The organism is Kitasatospora sp. NPDC048296 (genome assembly GCF_043201815.1).
Taxonomy (GTDB): domain Bacteria; phylum Actinomycetota; class Actinomycetes; order Streptomycetales; family Streptomycetaceae; genus Kitasatospora.
In genome coordinates this window covers 30,111-47,302 of the sequence record NZ_JBICZB010000043.1, presented here as the reverse complement: position 1 = coordinate 47,302, position 17,192 = coordinate 30,111, and the positions used below count along the sequence as shown (strand labels likewise).

The 17,192-nt window shown below is 73.8% G+C and carries 17 protein-coding genes and 1 pseudogene; 6 read left to right on the top strand and 12 right to left on the bottom strand.

Features of this window, described 5'->3' with window-relative positions; all coding sequences use genetic code 11:
* Window positions 1-176 precede the first annotated feature (176 nt).
* Window positions 177-710, top strand: a complete 534-nt coding sequence (locus tag ACGF12_RS24125) for a PAS domain-containing protein (protein WP_393033668.1) — start codon at window positions 177-179, stop codon at window positions 708-710.
* Between the two features lie 57 nt (window positions 711-767).
* Here ACGF12_RS24125 and ACGF12_RS24120 read toward each other — a convergent pair whose 3' ends face one another.
* Window positions 768-2,249, bottom strand: coding sequence for a hypothetical protein (locus ACGF12_RS24120; protein ID WP_393033665.1), 1,482 nt, complete (start codon window positions 2,247-2,249; stop codon window positions 768-770).
* Window positions 2,250-2,721: 472 nt separating this feature from the next.
* Between ACGF12_RS24120 and ACGF12_RS24115 the strand changes: the two genes are divergently transcribed.
* Entirely contained in the window at window positions 2,722-3,933 is a 1,212-nt protein-coding gene (locus ACGF12_RS24115; protein WP_393033662.1) for a phosphotransferase, read from the top strand.
* Between the two features lie 59 nt (window positions 3,934-3,992).
* Here ACGF12_RS24115 and ACGF12_RS24110 read toward each other — a convergent pair whose 3' ends face one another.
* The 5 genes from ACGF12_RS24110 to ACGF12_RS24090 form a co-directional block, all read right to left on the bottom strand.
* Window positions 3,993-4,850 (bottom strand): acyl-CoA dehydrogenase, encoded by an 858-nt coding sequence (locus ACGF12_RS24110; RefSeq protein ID WP_393033660.1) that lies wholly within the window; start codon window positions 4,848-4,850, stop codon window positions 3,993-3,995.
* The gene (locus ACGF12_RS24105) at window positions 4,847-5,152 is read right to left on the bottom strand and encodes an acyl-CoA dehydrogenase family protein (RefSeq protein ID WP_393033657.1); all 306 of its coding nucleotides are present in this window, start codon (window positions 5,150-5,152) and stop codon (window positions 4,847-4,849) included. Before ACGF12_RS24105 ends, ACGF12_RS24110 begins: the two co-directional genes overlap by 4 nt.
* A 297-nt stretch (window positions 5,153-5,449) precedes the next feature.
* Window positions 5,450-5,533, bottom strand: a complete 84-nt coding sequence (locus ACGF12_RS24100; RefSeq protein ID WP_350526312.1) for a putative leader peptide — start codon at window positions 5,531-5,533, stop codon at window positions 5,450-5,452.
* Between the two features lie 78 nt (window positions 5,534-5,611).
* Window positions 5,612-6,106: a hypothetical protein gene (locus tag ACGF12_RS24095; protein ID WP_380613342.1), complete on the bottom strand. Its 495-nt coding sequence runs from the start codon at window positions 6,104-6,106 to the stop codon at window positions 5,612-5,614.
* Window positions 6,107-6,911: 805 nt separating this feature from the next.
* Window positions 6,912-7,145 (bottom strand): DUF397 domain-containing protein, encoded by a 234-nt coding sequence (locus tag ACGF12_RS24090; protein ID WP_387629964.1) that lies wholly within the window; start codon window positions 7,143-7,145, stop codon window positions 6,912-6,914.
* A 363-nt stretch (window positions 7,146-7,508) separates the two neighbouring features.
* On the opposite strand from ACGF12_RS24090, the gene ACGF12_RS24085 reads away from it, so the two are divergent.
* Window positions 7,509-8,048 (top strand): PTS-dependent dihydroxyacetone kinase phosphotransferase subunit DhaM, encoded by a 540-nt coding sequence (locus ACGF12_RS24085; protein WP_393033654.1) that lies wholly within the window; start codon window positions 7,509-7,511, stop codon window positions 8,046-8,048.
* A 14-nt stretch (window positions 8,049-8,062) separates the two neighbouring features.
* Here the strand turns inward: ACGF12_RS24085 and ACGF12_RS24080 are convergent, their stop codons facing one another.
* Together ACGF12_RS24080 and ACGF12_RS24075 are read right to left on the bottom strand one after the other, a co-directional pair.
* Entirely contained in the window at window positions 8,063-8,551 is a 489-nt protein-coding gene (locus tag ACGF12_RS24080; protein ID WP_393033651.1) for an NUDIX domain-containing protein, read from the bottom strand.
* A gap of 278 nt (window positions 8,552-8,829) precedes the next feature.
* Complete coding sequence (locus ACGF12_RS24075; protein WP_387629943.1) at window positions 8,830-9,102, bottom strand: hypothetical protein; 273 nt, start codon at window positions 9,100-9,102, stop codon at window positions 8,830-8,832.
* Between the two features lie 342 nt (window positions 9,103-9,444).
* Here ACGF12_RS24075 and ACGF12_RS24070 point away from each other — a divergent pair, with 342 nt between their 5' ends.
* Window positions 9,445-10,575, top strand: a complete 1,131-nt coding sequence (locus tag ACGF12_RS24070; RefSeq protein WP_393033649.1) for a polysaccharide deacetylase family protein — start codon at window positions 9,445-9,447, stop codon at window positions 10,573-10,575.
* A gap of 739 nt (window positions 10,576-11,314) precedes the next feature.
* Here ACGF12_RS24070 and ACGF12_RS24065 read toward each other — a convergent pair.
* Window positions 11,315-12,085, bottom strand: a complete 771-nt coding sequence (locus ACGF12_RS24065) for a glutamate racemase (protein WP_393033646.1) — start codon at window positions 12,083-12,085, stop codon at window positions 11,315-11,317.
* A gap of 18 nt (window positions 12,086-12,103) precedes the next feature.
* On the opposite strand from ACGF12_RS24065, the gene ACGF12_RS24060 reads away from it, so the two are divergent.
* Together ACGF12_RS24060 and ACGF12_RS24055 are read left to right on the top strand one after the other, a co-directional pair.
* Window positions 12,104-13,291 carry a glycosyltransferase gene (locus ACGF12_RS24060; RefSeq protein WP_393033643.1) on the top strand — a complete coding sequence of 396 codons (1,188 nt, stop codon included), beginning with the start codon at window positions 12,104-12,106 and terminating at the stop codon, window positions 13,289-13,291.
* 97 nt (window positions 13,292-13,388) lie between these two features.
* Window positions 13,389-14,135 (top strand): SAM-dependent methyltransferase, encoded by a 747-nt coding sequence (locus ACGF12_RS24055; protein WP_393033640.1) that lies wholly within the window; start codon window positions 13,389-13,391, stop codon window positions 14,133-14,135.
* A gap of 28 nt (window positions 14,136-14,163) precedes the next feature.
* Here ACGF12_RS24055 and ACGF12_RS24050 read toward each other — a convergent pair.
* The 3 genes and pseudogenes from ACGF12_RS24050 to ACGF12_RS24040 form a co-directional block, all read right to left on the bottom strand.
* Window positions 14,164-14,826 (bottom strand): annotated as a pseudogene (locus ACGF12_RS24050) (alpha/beta fold hydrolase); the annotation flags it as partial.
* Window positions 14,827-14,861: 35 nt separating this feature from the next.
* Complete coding sequence (locus ACGF12_RS24045) at window positions 14,862-15,536, bottom strand: thiol:disulfide interchange protein DsbA/DsbL (protein WP_393033638.1); 675 nt, start codon at window positions 15,534-15,536, stop codon at window positions 14,862-14,864.
* Between the two features lie 104 nt (window positions 15,537-15,640).
* Complete coding sequence (locus tag ACGF12_RS24040) at window positions 15,641-16,846, bottom strand: glycosyltransferase family 4 protein (RefSeq protein ID WP_393033635.1); 1,206 nt, start codon at window positions 16,844-16,846, stop codon at window positions 15,641-15,643.
* Window positions 16,847-17,192 lie beyond the last annotated feature (346 nt).

Here is a 17,192-nt window from a genome sequence, read left to right as displayed (position 1 = left end):
CTCGGGCCCCCTTCCGCACACAGGGCGACGAAGGCTGCTGCCACAGTGGCATATGCCAGGGGAATTTTGCCCTCGATCTGTCCAAATCGCCCACAGCGATGAGGACGCTGTGCGACAGTCTTCTCACTACCCCAACGACCCGCACACGGCTGGTCGCACCGAGCGATGGACCCGTCATGAACATGCCTTTAGGCGCCACCTGCCCGCCGGACAGCGCCGCGGTGGACGGCCCGGCGGGCGCGGACGGCCCGGGCTCCGCGGGCGGCACGGACCGCGCCCGCGACGAGACGGGCGACGGCGCCGACAGCGGAACGGACGGCAGAGTGGACGGCACGGCGCAGGAGCCGTCCGGCCCCCACCTCGACAACGGCGGCACCGACGACCGGATCGTCGGCTCGGCCGAGTGGGACCTGCTGACCGACGGCATCCAGTGGAACGCGGAGACCTACCTCCTCCTCGGCTGCGACCCGGGCCACGGCCCGCTCAGTCTCGACCGGCTGCCCGACCGCCTCCCCGAGGCGGACCGGCCGGTGCTGCGCCGGATGATGACCGACGCCCTGGTGCACGGCCGCCCGGCCGCCGGCACCCTGCGGATCCGCCGGACCGACGGACGGCACAACAGCGTCGAGTGCGCGGGCGAACCCGTGCTCGGCGCGGACGGCACCGTCACCTCGCTGCGGATGCTGCTGCGGCCGGCCCCGCCGGCCTGAGTCACGGCGGCCCCGCGGCCCCGCTCCTCCTCGAACGGCTCGCGCGAACCGCCCGCCTCACGACAGCCGCGGCCGGTTCTTGGCGTCCGCCGCCCGCAGCTCCCGCCCGAGCTCCGCCCGCAGCTCGTCCACCACCGGCAGCCCCCGGTACCGCGCGGTCAGCCGGTACATCTCGCGCAGCCGGTCCCAGGTCCGGTGCGAGGAGTTCTGGCCGATCAGGTTCATCACCATCTTGGCCTGGAACTCCGCCGCGTCCGGCTCCCCGGTGATCCAGTGCACCGAGGCCAGGGTGATCCGGTCGAACAGTGCCGAGCGCAGCTGCCCGGTGCCCTCCCGCAGGGTGATCACCCGCTCCGCGTGCCGCTGGGCCAGGGCGGCCGCCGACTGGTCGTGCTCGGACAGCGTGCGCAGCACCAGGGCCTGCATGCCACGCAGCTCCGCCTCGTCGAAGACCTGCATCCAGTTCGGCGCCGGCTCCTGCGCGTCCTCCGTGAACAGTTCCTCCGCCTCGCCGAGGAGGCGGTAGGTGTCCTGGGAGTGGCCGATCGAGGCGTGCGCCCAGGCCTCGACGGTGTTGAACATCGCACGCGTTCTGGGCAGCAGCCGACCGCCCGAGGCCTTGGCCGCCGACATCAGGTCGATCGCGTCGTCGGCCCGGCCCAGGTGCACCATCTGCCGCGCCGCCCGGGAGATCGCCTCGCCGGCCCGCGGCCGGTCGCCGGCCTCCTTGGCCGCCTCGGCCGCGATCATGAAGTAGCGCTGGGCGGTGGGCTCCAGGCCCACGTCGTGCGACATCCATCCCGCGAGCACCGCGAGGTTGGCCGCGACCAGCCACAACCGCTGCTCCACCACGGGATTGTGGCGTCCCGTCAGAAGTCCGCCCACCTCGTTGAGTTGACCCACCACCGCCTTGCGCTGGAGCCCACCGCCGCGCGCCGCGTCCCAGGCCCGGAACACCTGCACCGAGCGCTCCAGCGACTCCACCTCGTCGAGCCCGACCGGGCCCGCGTCGTACACGTCCACCATCGGGCGCGCTCCGCCCCCGGTGACCACCTGGCGCGGTCCGGGCACCGAGGCCGCGTACGCGACGGCATCCCCGCCCAGCCAGCCCTTCAGCGAGTCGGCGATGACCGCCCCGGCCGTGAGCGCGGCTCCAGCGCCCACCAATCCACGTCGGTTCAGCATGAGGTCCATTCCCGTGAACTCGGTGAGGACCGCGGCTGTTCGACCCGGCGACCATGGCACTGCTGCGGACGGCTCCGCTCCGGACCTGGTGGGCCGGTGTCGTTCCAGACCGAGGTCCTCAGTGGTGACGACACGGCCGAGCCGCTCCGTGAACACGGCCGCCAGCACCCTCGGCACCGGATCGCGCGGGATCTCCCCCTGCTCGATCCAACGCCGTACCCTCGACGTGTCGGTGGACAGCTGCTGCTGCCCCAGCGCGGCACCTCGACGGTTGACCAGCCGCGCCAACTCGCCCTTGGACCATCCGGTCAGGACGAACAGATCGGCGAGTCGGGTGTTGGGTTCCCTGCTCAATGAAGCCCCCAGGTTCCTCGGCTTCTCCGAGGCTAGAGGCTCGGGCAAGTGCCAGGCGAGCATTCGCCACCGTTCGCCAGGGCCCGCCAGACTACTAAGCCAGTGCCCGACGGGTGTGTTGTAGGGGTGCGCCACCTCGCCCCTCGGGTCGGGCGGCGTCCCACCAGGGTCGGGGCATTCCCCCGACCGTGGCACGGGACGTTCCCGGTCCTCACTCGAGGGGGTGGCGCGGCCGGGTGGCGCGGGGGCGCCGGGCACGGCCACGGCGATCCGGCCGACCGCATTCCCCAGGATGCGGACGGCCGGAGCACTGCCGAACAGGGGTTCCGACCCCGCGTCCGTGCCCGGCGCCCGCGCACCACCCACCGACCGAAGCAGGGCCGCCGTCGCACCAGGAAGCACACGGCACCGGCCCTCCCCCGCCCCCGCGGGGAGAACCCGCCGACGGACCGGAAGGGACCACCCTCAGCCCATGTACTCCTCAGCGACCACCCCCACGCCGACCGCGACCCGCACCGCGCTGCGCCCCCCCACCGCAGCCACCGGCCGTCCCGGCCCGAAGCAGGTGCCCCCGGCGAGCCGTCCGGTGGCTCCGCGCGGCGCCGAGGGCCGGTCCACGGACGCCCGGGTCCCGGCCGGCCGTACGGCGCTGGGACTGCGCGGCCCCGAGGTCACCCCGCCGCCCGGCCACCGTCTCCCGCTCGCCCGCCAGGCCGACGGCCAGGTGCTGCGCGCCCGACGGCCCGGCCAGCCGGCCGGACCCGACCGGATCGACCCGGCGGCGCTGCAGACCCCGGCGGTACGGGCCGCGCTGGCGAGCGTCGCGCGGATATGTCCGGCGTTCACCCCGCGCCAGGTCCTGCGCGAGGGCAGCCGCCACATCCTGGTGGCGGGCACCATCGGGCGGGCGCCGGTGGTCGCCAAGTGCCTGGCGCCGCAGGCGGTGCGGAGTGAGTACTTCGAGCAGTTGGTGGCCGACTTCCACCACGAGGTCGCGGTCTACCGGGCGTTCGTCCGGCACCGCCCGCCGGTTCGGCTGCCCCGGTTGGTCGCGGCCGACCACGACCGCTGCGTGCTGGTCGTGGAGCGCGTTCCCGGGCGGCCGGCCGCCCGGGAACGCCACCCGGTCAACGCGCCCACCCCGGGCGAGGTGCGGGCGCTGCTCGGCGCGGTCCGGACGCTGAACCTGTGGCGGCCGCCGAGCGATGTGTTCCAGCCGCGTCTGGACTACCAGTTGGAGATCGCCCGCTACCACTCCGTGGGCCAGCTCACCGACCGGGACGCCGGCGACCTGCGCGGCCTGCTGCACGGCCTCGGCCACACCCCGCTGCAGCTGTGCCACGGCGACGCCCTGCTCAGCAACATGCTGCTGGCGCCGTCCGGGCCGGTGCTGGTCGACTGGGAGCAGGCCGGCTGGTACCTGCCGGGCTACGACCTGGCGGTGCTGTGGAGCGTGCTCTCCGGCGACACCGCCGCCCGCCGTCAGATCAGCCAACTCGCCCAGAGCGGCGGCACGCTGGCCCGGGACGCGTTCCTGGTGAACCTGGTGCTGGTGCTGATGCGGGAGATCCGGCTGTACGACGTGCCGGGCGCCGGCGAGGAGCAGCGGATCATGATCCGCCGGCTCTACGACGACGCCGCGCTGGCCCGTCGGGCCGTCCGGGCCGCGGTCGGGACGCGCTGAGGGCCGGGGTTCCGCGGCGGGTGCGCCCTGGGGGTGCCACGGCCGGTGCGTCCTGGGGGCTACGGCCGGGCGCCGCGTTCCAGCGCGGCCCGGCCGGTGGCCTCCAGGACGGTTTCCTCCGGTGCGAGGTGCACCCGGCTGCTGAGCACGTCCCGCAGGTAACGCTCCAGCGGGTGACGCCGGCTCAGTCCCGGGTTGCCGGTGAGCGCGACGGCCTGCTGGACCGCCGTGGTGGCGGCCCGGGTGGCCAGCAGCTGAGCCGGACCGGTCCGGGCCACCGCGTCCGCTTCGCCCCGGTCCACCCGGGGGGCCAGACCCTCGACCAGTTCCTCGGCGCCGATCAGCTGGGCCTCGATCTCGCCGAGGGCGCAGCGGTAACGGGGCAGGGTGCCGAGCGGTTCGGTCAGATTGGCCGGAGTGCGTTGGCCGAGGAAGCGAACCAGCCAGGATTCGGCGGCCCGGGCGACGCCGATCGCCACCGCGGCGAGGGCCAGGTCCTGCCAGGCGCGGGAGAGTGCGGCCTCCGCACGGTCCTCCTGCCCGGGGGCGCCGAGGTCGAGCGCGAGTTCGACCGGCACCCGCACCCTGTCGAGGACGACGTCGTGGCTGGCGCTGGCCCGCAGGCCGAGCTGGTCCCAGGTCGGGTCGATCTCCAGGCCCTCGCTCTCGCCGCGGACCAGGAAGGTGCCGATCCTCGGCTCGGGCTCGTCGGTCCGTGCGGTGACCGCCATCCAGGCCAGTGCCTCGGCGCCGGTGCAGTAGGTCTTCCGGCCGGTCAGCAGCCAGCCGCCGCCGTCCCGTCGGGCCACCGTCCCGGGCAGTCCGTCCGGCCCGCCCACGGGCTCCGCCCGGAGCGTGTTGACCAGTGCGGGCCCGCGCCGGGACTCGGTGAGCAGTCGCCGGTAGCCGGCCTTCACCCTGCTCCGGCGCGGCGGGCCTGCTCGGCGTGCCGGAGCAGGGTGAAGGCGGCGACCACGGCCACCGAGGCGTCGCCGCGGCCGAGTTGGGCCAGTACCCGGACGATGTCGGTGAGGGTGCCACCTGGTCCGCCGTACCGCGGGGAGACGGTCAGGGTGAGCAGCCCGGCCTCGTGGACCGCCTCGATGCCCTGGTACGGGAAGGTGGCGTCGCGGTCGTGCTCCTCGGCGCGGGCGGCGAGCAGGTCGACCACCCGGGGCAGTCCGGCCAGGGCAGCCTCGACCGCGGTGCGGTCGGGCACGGGCGACGTGGTGTGGCCTGAAACGGTGTGGCCGGAAGTCGACTGGCCTGAAGTCGAACGACCGGAACCCGATGACTCGGGTCGGGAACGATCGTTCGAGGGACGATCGGTGGCAGCGGTGGTCGTCATGGTGCTGGTGCCTCCGGGCGGCAGCGTGGGCTCAGCAAGTGCGGACGGCACGCCGCACGGGCGTGCGAAACCGGCTGGCGGCCCCGGAGGCCGACACGCGGCCCGCCCCCGGGTTCGGCACCGACCGGATCAGGCCGGTTGCCCGCCGCCACGGGGGCGAAAACCCCCTCAGCGGCCCGGACACGCCGCGCTGGCGGTCCGCCGCAGGTCGAGATGCCTGCGACGGGTCAGCAGCGGGAGACGGCACGGCATGTCCGCGACTGTACGAACCGGTGATCGAAACCGTCAAGCAGCGTCCAGACCCCGGGGGACCGGTCGGCCGCGCCGGAATCAGCCCTGCTGGAACATGTCGGCCGGAAGCGGCTTCAGCAGCTGATACAGGTCGTCCGAAATCGGTCGGTCCCACGACGCGATGGTGACCAGGACGCCGTCACTGCGGCCGAACTGGGCGCAGAACACGCGCTCCTCGCTGACCTTGACCTTCTTCACGATCAGCAGGTCGTCCCCGAGCATGACCGGGAAGTCCTCGGCCGAGACGAACTCGACCGGCTCGTCGTTCTCCAGCGCCGCGAGCAACTGCCGCACCTCGAAGGGCACGCTGTCGCCGGTCTCCCGGGCGGGCGAGCCCTCGGGGAGATTGCCGATGAACATCGCCGGGCCTCTGCCGCCGAACAGGTCGTAGCGCAGGAAAATCCCCTGGCAGGAGCCGTCCGGGCCGGTCATCATGGCCGCACCGAAGTCGCCGGGCCAGTCGCCCGGGTCCATCGCGAGCACGTCGAAGTCCGGGCCGGCGGGCTGTCCGGAGCGACGGCGGAGAAAAGACATGGGAACATCGTACGTGCCCGGCACACCGCGCTCGCGAGGTGGGTGGGGCACCGACTCGGGACCGGCGGGAGATCGACGCTCAGAGACCAATGTTGACTCTGAGCAACCGTCCGGGCTACGTTCGGTTCAGCACGACAGCCGTTCTGGGTTTCACCCTCCGGGGGGACGGCACGTCGCAACGCGGCCCTACACGCGTATCCCTCACTGTGCACCTGTCGTGCCGAAAAGCCGAGCACCCAGCTTCGCCATCGCACACCGCACAACACACAAGCCAACAGTTCCATGCAGGTCCATGCACCACATGCAACAAGAGCCAGATCCGCGGGGCCCCGGCCCGTCGCTCCCGTGGATCTGCTCGGGACGCCGCCGCGTGGGGGCGTGCGGGTCCCGAGCAAAAGGTGCCGCTGTCCGAGTCGCTCTCGGATTCGGCGCCAGCCTCCCGGCGACTGCCGGCCCCTCGTGGGCCGGGACCGGCCGACGCACCCCGGTGCGCAGGGGATGACTGGGAGGATGGCCTGGCAATGCTGCCGGGCCGCACAGCAGGCGCCGTGTCTGGCCGCGTGGGGGCGGTGGGCACGGCGTCTGCCTGTGCTCATACTCTGAGCTGCGTTTGTCTAACAGTCAACAGAAATTCTGACGGGGCACGCTCAAAAGATCATCAGTTGTGATGTTCGGTACGGAAATCGCCTGCTGAACCACCGCGGAGCGGACCCGTCCGCCGTGCACTTCCGTGCCGGACGGGTCCGCTCCGCGGGTGCGCGCCGGTGGCTCAGGTGAGGCCCGACGCCGGACCGGAGCCGGGCTCTCAGGTGAGGTCGAACTCGCCGTCCCGGGCGCCGAGCACGAAGGCCCGCCACTCGGCCGGGGTGAAGACCAGGACCGGACCGTCCTCCTGCCGGCCGTCCCGCATCCCGATGTACCCGTCCACGAACGCGATCTGAACGTCCCCGACGCCCTGGCTGCTGCACAGCCACTCCGCCCCGGTGAAGTCCACCTTGGGCTTCCCGCTCGGCGCCAGCTCCGGCTGCGCGCCGACCACCTCGGTGTCCGTACCGCTGTTGACTGCCACTTACGATCTCCTCCCGACGGCATTCCGGAGCCAGCCTAGCCACACCTCCCGGGCCCGGTCAGCGGGTTGACGAGGACTCCTCCGGGAGGGAAGGCGGGCTTCGGAGGAGGCCGACCGGCCGGAGGAACGGTCGAGGGGCCTCAGTGCGACGCGGGAGCTCCGCGGGGCGACGCGGAGGGGCCTCGGGGCGCCACAGCGGCTCCGCCGGACTCGTCCAGGCACGGCCGAGGCGTGTCCCGACCGGCGGGCGCCGGGGGCAGCTGCCAGAGTGCTGCCAGGGCGCGCGTACGGCCCCGACCCCCCAGCCCACGACCCAGCCTTAAGGAGCAGCCGATGAGCCGCCGGGACGGAACCCGCGCCGACGTCATCCCCATCTCCGACGCCCCCTCGGCCCATCCTCCGGCGCCACGCACCCCACCCGTCCCCACCCCGCTGCCCCGGCCCACCCCCGCCCGGCCGTCCGGGCACGGCCGGGTCGGGATCGTCCTGGTCTCGCACAGCCAGGAACTGGCCACCGCCGTACGCAACCTGGCACTCGCTTTGACCGGATCCGACTCCCCCGCGCCGATCGCCGCGACCGGTGGCGATCCGGCCGACGGACCGGGCATCAGCGCGGTGCTGGTGGCCGCCGCCACCCGCCGGGTCGACCAGGGCCACGGCGTGGTGGTGCTCGCCGACCTGGGCGGGGCGGTCAACACCGTCCGGGCCCTGCTCTCGGACGCCGACGAGCACGGCCTGCCCTTCCCGGTCCGCTTCGCGAACGCGCCGTTCGTGGAGGGCGCGGTGGCCGCCACGGCGACCGCCACGGCGGGCGGGGACCTGGCAGCGGTGCTGGACGCGGCGGAGGAGGCCTACCGGCAGGGCAAGGCCTGACGGGCCGACAAGCCCTAAGGGCGCTCCTTGCCGTCCCAGCTGAAGATCGCCGGGCCCTGGCACTCCAGGGCGTGGCGCAGCCGCTCGTGCTCGGTGTCGATCATCGGCGGCAACTCGTCCAGTCCGAACCAGCCCACCTCCAGCGACTCGTCGTCGTTCACCCGCGCCTCACCGCCCACCGCCCGGCAGCGGAAGGTCAGCACCAGGTACTGCGTCACATCGCCGTTCGGGTAGGTGACCTGCGGAGACACGGTGACCGAGGCGAGCAGCTCGGGCACGACCACCACGCCGGTCTCCTCCAGGCACTCGCGCGCCACACCGTCGGCGGGCTGCTCACCCGGGTCGAGGATGCCGCCGACCGGCGCCCATCGGCCGTCGTCGGCCCGGCGGGCGAGCAGCACCCGGCCCTGGTCGTCCACGGCGACGGCGACGACGGCGCTCAGCCAGAGCGGCCGGGTGCCGACCACGGAGCGGAGTTCGGCGAGGAAGGGGGGAATGGCCATGCGGCGCAGCCTAGCGGGCCACCTCGGCCGGTCTCCGTGGGGGCAGTCTCCGTAGGAGCAGTCCGGGTACGGGCGCCACCACTCATCGCTCGCCTCCGTGGCGCCCCGAGCCACAAGGATGTATTCACAGTAAGGGCAGGATGAAGTGATTGTCCGGGAATCGTGAAAGAAGGGCGGGAGATTGTCGGACAGGATGAAATTCGGTCGATCTGACCAATTTCACTCGATCTGTTGATCTATCGCTCGGCAGTTACCGCCGGCTTCCCACTCGCTTCCCGCTAGAGCGCGGCGCGGCGCCGGTCGCGGAACACGCCGAAGGCGATCCGGCCGAGCAGCAGAACGCCGGCCGCCAGGCAGCCGGCCACCGCCATCGCCCAGGCCGGTCCGTCACTGTCCGGAACGATCACGGCCACGACGATGCCCAGCGCCAGACAGGCCAAACCGACCACCGCCAGCGGGATCTGGTGGGTGACCAGGGCTCCGCCGCTGCACGCGCGGGCCATCCGGGTCGCGCCGTGTGGGTGGACGGGATCACGGTCCGCATCTGCCATGAGCCCAAGGTACCCCGGGCACGCACGGCGGGCAGCCCGCGGCGAGTGAGGACTACGGCACGCGGGGCAACCGGCCGAACGCGGGTGGTCCTGGCCTGCGGCCCACGTGTTCATGCTCCACAATCAGTCCACGAAAAATCCTCGTCCCCCCGGTACAACCATCCCGGTAGGGCAGCGGTCTCAATGGCATCGAGTGATCCAGGAGCCGTTCTCGGGACGGGTGAGAACCCCCCACCGAGAACCGGAATATCCAGGGGACGGAGCCGCCGCCCCCTGGAGTCGGAGGCCGGGCTCCGTCCTCCGACGGGACCGCCACGCCGCTCGGCGACCGAGGGGGAACCGTTGCCGCAAACCCAGTCCACCACACCGATCTCCATCGCCCGCGCCAGGCCCGTGCCCGGCGTGCGGGCGCTGCCGCCGCCCGCCGGGTGGGCGGCCGACCACCACGGAACCGGCCGCCGGGGGGCCGATCACCAGGTGGCCGACCGACACGGCGCCGACCACCACGGCGCCGACCGACAGCAGGCGTCCGCCACCGCGGAGCATGCCGAGACGGAACACCAGGACGCACGGGGCGAATGGCTGCGGTTCGCCCCCGTGCAACCCCTGTTCCGGGCTCGGGCCGCCCAGCGACTCGCCGTCCTCGCCTACCACGGGGTGACCGACCACCGATCCTTCGGCGCCCAGCTCGACCGGCTGCGGAGACTGGCCACCCCCGTCTCCCTCGAAGCCGTGCTCCAGGCCGTCGCCGAGCGGCGGCCGCTGCCTCCGCGCAGCGTCCTGGTCACCTTCGACGACGCCGACCGAAGCGTCCTCACCCACGCCCTGCCCGCCCTCGACGCGCGCGGCATCCCCGCGACCGCCTTCGTCATCTCCGAGCTCATCGGCACCGAACGCCCCTTCTGGTGGCACGAGGCCGACTTCCTCGCCCGCCACGGCGGCCGCGCCCGCTCGCTCGACTGCGGCCACCCCTCCCAGCTGCTCCCCCGGCTCAAGGCCATGCCCGACCCGGACCGGCGCCGCAGCCTGCACGAACTGCGGGTCAGCGCGGACCGCCGGCCACCCCGCCAGGAGCAGCTCACCCCCGCCGACCTGCTCGCCCTGCGGGACGGCGGCGTCGCCATCGGCAACCACACCCAGGGGCACCCGTGCCTCGGCCGCTGCGACGACGCCACCGTCCGCGCCGAGATCACCGGCGCCCATGAAGCCCTCACCCACTGGCTCGGCGAACCCCCGACCGCCTTCGCCTACCCCGACGGCGGCCACGACCCCCGTGCCGAAACCGTCCTGCAGGAGCTCGGCTACCGCCTCGGCTTCCTCTCCGACCACCGCCTCGGCCCCCGCCTCCCCACCCATCCCCTCCAGATCAGCCGCCTCCAGGTCGACTCCACCACCAGCATCCGCCGCTTCGACACCATCCTCTCCGGCCTCGAACCCGCCTACCGCCGCTGGCGCCGCCAAGCGGTCGCCTGACGACACGCCCGTCGGGTGGGGAAGCCCCGGGGACCGGCTTCCCCACCCGACGCGCCTGCCTCGCCCTGGCACGCACCTTGCCGGGCAGGCAATCCGCTTACGGCTACCGGCCGCCCAGGAAGTCGGCCGGGCCGACTTCTGCGCGCTCGCGAGTGGTAAGCGCCGCTGGCGGCGGGACAAGGACGCCCGTGCCGTCTCAGGCCTTGGGTGAGAGTTCTGGCACTACATGAGAAGTCGGCCGGGCCGACTTCCGGTGCCCGTTGGGCAGGCTCGGCTGTGCCACTCCTGCGCGCGGTGGCGGGCAGCGGGACCCGGAGGTTGTGCCGCTGGGGCACAGGCTGGGCCCGAACGGCCATGCCTGGAAGAGAGCCAGGTCGGCGCGGCCCCGAGCATCACCGAAGAAGGCCCGCGCGAGTGGCCGAGGACCTGCCGGCCGGCTGGGGAGCCACAGCGAGAAGGGTCCGCCCGACCCGGTGCCGTCCGTGCGGGTGCCGTCCGTGCGGGTGCCGTCCGTGCTGGGCGGAAGCCGGACGGTGGTGCCGCTCAGCCACGGGCCGCGCCCGAGCGGCCCCGCGTGCGGGCAGCGCCCGCTTCCGCGCGGTGATCGGACACCGACGGAGAAAACCACCTCGCGCAGGAAGTCGATCAGGCCGACTTCCTGAGCGCTCTCAGGCACTGGGCGACAGGCGCCGGGCGAGAGGTCTGCGCTGCAGGAGACGTCGGCCTGGGCGGCTTTCGGTCAGGGGATGAGGGTGGCGAGGGTGAGGCCCTGGGGGTAGAGGGCCGCGGCGGCGGGGAGGGTCGCGGGGCTGCCGGCGTGAAGGACGGTGAGGGTGCCGGTGCCGGTGGCGGTGGGGTCGGCGATGCGGCGGAGGGCCTGGGCGGCGACGGCGTCGGCGGAGCCGAGGAGGGTGAGGGCCGGGGAGGCGGTGGGGGCGACGGCGGCGCGGATGCGGTCCTCGACGAGTTCGTAGTGGGTGCAGCCGAGGACGAGGGTGTCGGTGCCCACCGGTGTGCGGGCGGCGGCGTCCGCGATGGCGGCCGTGATGGCGTCGTCGTCCCCGTGCTCGACGGCGTCCGCGAGGCCCGGGCAGGCGACCTCGGTGACCTCGGCGGTGCCGCCGAAGTCGCGGATCAGGCCGCGCTGGTAAGTGCTGCCGGTGGTGACCGGGGTGGCCCAGATGGCGACGCGGCCGCCGAGCGCGGCGGCGGGCTTGATCGCCGGGACGGTGCCGATGACGGGCAGTCCGGGCTCCAGCTCGGCGCGCAGGGCGGCGAGCGCGTGGACCGAGGCGGTGTTGCAGGCGATCACCAGGGCGTCGGGCTCGTACGCGGCGGCGGCCCGGCAGCAGCCGAGGGCCAGTTCGGTGATCTCTTCGGGCGTGCGTGGTCCCCACGGCATCGAGGCCGGGTTGGAGGAGAGCACCAGATCGGCGTCCGGGCGCAGCTTCCGAAGGGCGGCGGCGGCGGCCAGCAGACCAATTCCGGAGTCCATCAGTGCGATCTTCACAGGGCAAGACTTTAGTCGATGCGCCCGCCGGAGCCGGTTCTGCGGCAGACTGCCGGGGTGACCGCCCTGCTGTGGATCGCCGCGTTCTCCCTGCTGGTCTGGCTCTGGCTGGCGTGCTGCCACGGCTTGTTCTGGCGCACCGACGTACGGCTGCCGCCGCGTCGTCCGCCGGTGCGGTGGCCGCAGGTGGCGGTCGTGGTGCCGGCCCGGGACGAGGCGGCGGTGCTGCCCCTGAGCCTGCCGACGCTGCTGGCGCAGAAGTACCCGGGGCGGGCGCGGGTGATCCTGGTGGACGACCACAGCTCGGACACCACCGGCGCGGTGGCCGCGGGGCTGCGGACGATGGACGGGCTGGAGCTGACGGTGACCACCCCTCCCCCGCTGCCGCCGGGCTGGACGGGCAAGCTGTGGGCACTGCGGCACGGGGTGGACCTGGCCGGTCCGGACGTCGAGTACCTGCTGCTGACGGACGCGGACATCGCGCACGGCCCGGATTCGCTGGCCGAGCTGGTGGCCGCCGCCGAGAGCAACGGGCTCGACCTGGTGTCGCAGATGGCCCGGCTGCGGGTGGCGACCGGCTGGGAGCGGCTGATCGTCCCGGCCTTCGTCTACTTCTTCGCCCAGCTCTACCCGTTCCGCTGGAGCAACCGACCCGGTTCCCGGACGGCGGCCGCGGCCGGCGGCTGCTCGCTGGTGCGGCGGGAGGCGCTGGAGCGCGCGGGCGGGGTGGCGGCGATCCGGGGCGCGGTGATCGACGACGTGTCGCTGGCCCGGGCGGTGAAGTCCTCGGGCGGGCGGACCTGGCTGGGTCTGGCCGACGAGGTGGACAGCGTCCGTCCGTACCCGCGGCTGGAGCAGTTGTGGCGGATGGTGTCGCGCAGCGCGTACGCCCAGTTGAAGCACTCGCCGCCGCTGCTGCTCGGGACGGTGCTGGGGCTGACGCTGGTGTACCTGGTGCCGCCGGTGGCGGCGGTGGCCGGGCTGGTGGACGGGGCTCCGGCGGTGGCGGCGGCGGGCGGGGCGGCCTGGGCACTGATGGCGGGGACGTACCTGCCGATGGTCCGGTACTACGGGCAGCCGGCCGCGGCCGTGCTGCTCCTGCCGTTCACGGCCGCGCTGTACCTGCTGATGACGGTGGACTCGGCGGTGCAGCACTGGCGCGGCCGGGGCGCGGCCTGGAAGGGCCGGACCTACTCGCGGACGTGAGAAGCGGGCGTGAGAAGCCGGCACGGGAGTCGGGGCACGAGGAGCGGGCATGAGGAAAGCCCGGGCGCCCCGGGCCGGACGGATCCATACTGCTCGGATGGACCGTCAGCAGCTCTCCCGCCTCGCCCACGCCCACCACCCGATCGCGGCACCGCTGGCGGACGGGTCGGTGGCCCGGCTGTTGGACCGCGCGCTCGCCGGGCAGGAGTCCGGCCGGGCGCTGGACCTGGGCTGCGGCGAGGGTGCCTGGCTGCTGCGGGCGCTGGCCGCCCGGCCGGACTGGCGGGCGGTGGGGGTGGACCTGGATGCGGAGGCGCTGACCCGGGCCCGGGAGACGGCCACCGCGCTCGGCGTGGTCCGCCGGATCGGCCTGCACCACCTGGACGCCCGGGAGTTCACCGCCAAGGAGCCCTTCGACCTGGTGCTGTGCGTGGGCGCCGCCCACGCGTTCGACGGGCTGCTGCCGACGCTCGCGGCCGCCCGGGAACTGCTGGCCCCGGGCGGCCGGCTGCTGGTCGGCGAGGGGTTCTGGGAGCGCGAGCCGTCCCAGGCCGCGCTGGACGGGCTGGGTGCCGTCCGGGAGGACTTCGCGGACCTGGCGACCACCACGGACCGGGTGCTCGCGGACGGCTGGACCCCGGTGTACGGACACGTCAGCACCGCGCGGGAGTGGGACGACTACGAGTTCTCCTGGACGGGTTCGCTGGCCGAGTGGGCGCTGGACCACCCGGACGACCCGGGCGCGGTGGCCGCCCGCGAGGCCGCGGACCGCCACCGCGCCGAGTGGCTGCACGGGTACCGGGGGATGCTCGGCTTCGTCACCTACCTGCTGCGCCGCGGCTGAACCACCGCACGGGGAGCGCCACTTCAGCCTACTTCTGGGTGCGGGCGAGGAATTCGTCGATCAGCGGGGCGATTTCGGGCAGCTTCTCCTCCAGTGCGAAGTGCCCGGCGTCGAAGACGTGCAGCTCCGCCTCGGGCAGGTCGCGCAGATAGGCACGGGCGCCGGCCTCGGTGAAGAACGGGTCGCCAATCCCCCAAAGCACCAGCGTGGGCGGCTGATTGGCACGCAGCCAGGCCTGCCACTCGGGGTAGAGCTCGACGTTGGAGAAGTAGTCGAGAGCCAGTTCGACCTGGATGTCCTTGCGGCCGGGCAGGTCGAGGAAGTGCTGGTCGAGCGTCCAGCCGTCGGGGGCGACCGGACTCGGGTCGCCGGTGCCGCCCTCGTACCGGCTGCGGGTGATGTCCAGGGTGAGGATCGAGCGGGCGACGTCCCCGGCGCCCGGGACGCCGCGCTTGTTGGCGATGAACTCCCTTGCCTGGTCGGAGAGTCCCTCCTCGTAGGCGTTGCCGTTCTGGACCACCAGGCCGGTGATCCACTCCGGCCGGCGGGTGGCCAGGCGCAGGCCGACGGGTGCGCCGAAGTCGAAGACGTACAGCGCGAAGCGGTCCGAGCCGAGTGCGAGGCAGAAGCGTTCGACCACGTCGGCGAGGGTGTCGAAGCGGCAGGGGAAGCCGTCGGGCGCGGGGCTGTCGCTGTGGCCGAAGCATCACCGATGCGAGGAGGAGCTCAGTACTTCGGCAGCTGCTCCTGCTGCACCAGGTAGTCCAGCACCCCGGGCATCGCGTCGACGCCGCCGGCCTTGGTCGGCGAGGTCCGGTACTCGCCCTGGACGACCACGGTGGGCAGCTCGTTGATGCCGTACCGGACGAACTGGGCAGCCGCGTCGTCCACCGACTGCCCGACCTCGGCGGAGCGGTAGGTCCGGCCGAACAGCTCGGCGTCGACACCGTGGCGCACCGCCCAGTCGGTGGCGGCTGACTCGGTGGTGAGGTCGGCCCGGTCGTCGTGGATCGAGCGGAATGCGCCGGCCTGAAGGCGCTCGACCAGACCCAGGCGCTCCAGCGTGTAGTACAGGCGCGCGTGGGCACGCTGGGCGCCCTCGTCCGAGCTGCCCGGCCAGATCGCCGGGACGCGGCGCAGCGCGACGTCCGCCCGGTGCTTCTCGGTCCAGGCCTGCAACGGCTGTTCGAGCTTCTGGGAGTGGCCGCAGTCGTACCAGAAGAACTCGACCGCCTCGGTGCGGGCACTCTCACGCACCGGCTGCGGGTGGTCGAGCCTGACGAACTGGACCCCCTCGGACGGGGGTTGGTGGGACACTGCTCCGGCCTGGACAGGGGATGCGGCGATCCCGGCGGCGACGGCGAGCAGGACGGTGGACCGCAGCAGCGACTTCGAGTTCACATCGGGAAGTCTGCTGGTGACGGCTCGCTACCGACGAGTCGTCAGGGGTCGGCGGGCCCGGATTCGCCCGGACGGCGCAGCTCGGACCACGTCGGAGCCGCCCGTCAGTGCGAGGTGGGAGCTCCGGTCCACACCTCGGCGACCAGCCGCTGCCAGTCGTCCACCACCGCGCCCAGTTCGAAGTGCTCCAGCGCGTGCGCCCGGGCGGCCGCGCCGAGGCCCGCGCGGTTGCAGGCGAGCACCTTGGCCAGCGCCTCGGCCAGGGCGAGCGGGTCCCCGGGGGCGACCAGTGCGCCGGTGGCGCCGTCCCGGACCACCTCGCGCACCCAGCCGACGTCGGTGGCGACGGCGGGCACCCCGGCCAGCGCCGCCTCGATCAGCGCGCCGGGCACGCTCTCGCTGTCGCTGGTGAGCAGCAGCGCGTCGGCGGCCCGGTAGAGCGGGACGGGGTCGGGCAGGGGGCCGAGGAAGTGGGAGCGGGCGGCGGCCGGATGGCGGGCCAGGGTCTCGCGCAGCGGGCCGTCCCCGGCGACGGCGAGCCGGACGTCGGGCAGCCGGTCGAGCACGTCGAGGGCGAGGTCGAGCCGCTTCTCCGGCGCTATGGCGCCGATCCAGGCGACCAGCAGGACGTCCGCGGGCAGGCCCAGGGCGTGCCGGGCGGCGCGCCGTTCGGCCCGGCCGTCGGCGGGCGGATAGCTTTCGGCGGCACGGGAGTTGGGGATCACCCGGACCTTGCCCCCGGGGAGCCGGAACTGCTCCTCCAGAACCTCGCGCGCCTCGTCGGTGAGGGTGGTGACGGCGGCGGCGCGGTGCATCAGCGTGGCGCCGCGCAGCCTGCGCAGCCGGTTGGCGGTCCAGTAGCGGGGGTGGCCGACCGAGACGTAGACGAAGGGGGTGCGGGTGCCGGCCAGGGCGAGGGCACAGGTGGCCAGGGTGTCGGAGCCGTGGGCGAGCACCACGTCGGCGGAGCGGGCGGCGGAACGCAGCGCCCGCAGGGTGCCCGGGCGCAGCCGACCGGGGCCGAGGACGGCGGCGGCGCGCAGCCCGGCGGTGTCGGGGCACTCCTCGCCGCAGTCCCCCGGGCGGGCCGTGCCCGCGGCGCACACTCCCGGAACGGCCGCACCCGGCCGGGCGGGTGGCAAGGCCGGGTGCGGGGCGAGGGCGCACAGCGCGGAGGCCTGACCCCGGCGGCGCAGTTCCCGGTGGAGGTCACGGGCGAAGTTCTGGGCGCCGCCCCGGCGCGAGTCGCTGATCAGGTGCAGGACACGCGGGCGGGCTCCGGCCGAATCGGCCGCCGTATGGTCGGGCATGGACAGACCTTGGCACAGCACCACGCCGGGTACAGCCCCTTCGCGCAACCTGGCGGTGGCCCGTGCGCCCGCGCCCGTACACCCGATGTGCGCTGAAGACCCGCCGTCGTGCGCCGGTTGCGACCGCTGTGCGCCCCGTCTCGCCCCCGACAGCTCCGACCGACCGCCCTCCACTCCGCCGCACGCCGCCTCAAGTACCGGCTCGCGCCCACCGGTTCACCGTCCCGGACGCCGACCCGGGCACCGACAGGCCGGAAGGCTGAGCCGCCCGCGCGCCGACCGGGAGGGCCGGGTACGGCCGGGCGCAGCCGAGCCCGGCAGGTCGGCCGGTTACGCGAATCGGGTG

Bases quoted from the DNA above. Each gene is read 5' to 3' on its own strand.
- ACGF12_RS24125 (WP_393033668.1), top strand. From the start codon at position 177: ATGAACATGCCTTTAGGCGCCACCTGCCCGCCGGACAGCGCCGCGGTG.
- ACGF12_RS24115 (WP_393033662.1), top strand. From the start codon at position 2,722: ATGTACTCCTCAGCGACCACCCCCACGCCGACCGCGACCCGCACCGCG.
- ACGF12_RS24100 (WP_350526312.1), bottom strand. From the start codon at position 5,533: ATGCCGTGCCGTCTCCCGCTGCTGACCCGTCGCAGGCATCTCGACCTG.
- ACGF12_RS24095 (WP_380613342.1), bottom strand. From the start codon at position 6,106: ATGTCTTTTCTCCGCCGTCGCTCCGGACAGCCCGCCGGCCCGGACTTC.
- ACGF12_RS24085 (WP_393033654.1), top strand. From the start codon at position 7,509: ATGAGCCGCCGGGACGGAACCCGCGCCGACGTCATCCCCATCTCCGAC.
- ACGF12_RS24080 (WP_393033651.1), bottom strand. From the start codon at position 8,551: ATGGCCATTCCCCCCTTCCTCGCCGAACTCCGCTCCGTGGTCGGCACC.
- ACGF12_RS24075 (WP_387629943.1), bottom strand. From the start codon at position 9,102: ATGGCAGATGCGGACCGTGATCCCGTCCACCCACACGGCGCGACCCGG.
- ACGF12_RS24060 (WP_393033643.1), top strand. From the start codon at position 12,104: ATGCGCCCGCCGGAGCCGGTTCTGCGGCAGACTGCCGGGGTGACCGCC.
- ACGF12_RS24055 (WP_393033640.1), top strand. From the start codon at position 13,389: ATGGACCGTCAGCAGCTCTCCCGCCTCGCCCACGCCCACCACCCGATC.
- ACGF12_RS24040 (WP_393033635.1), bottom strand. From the start codon at position 16,846: ATGCCCGACCATACGGCGGCCGATTCGGCCGGAGCCCGCCCGCGTGTC.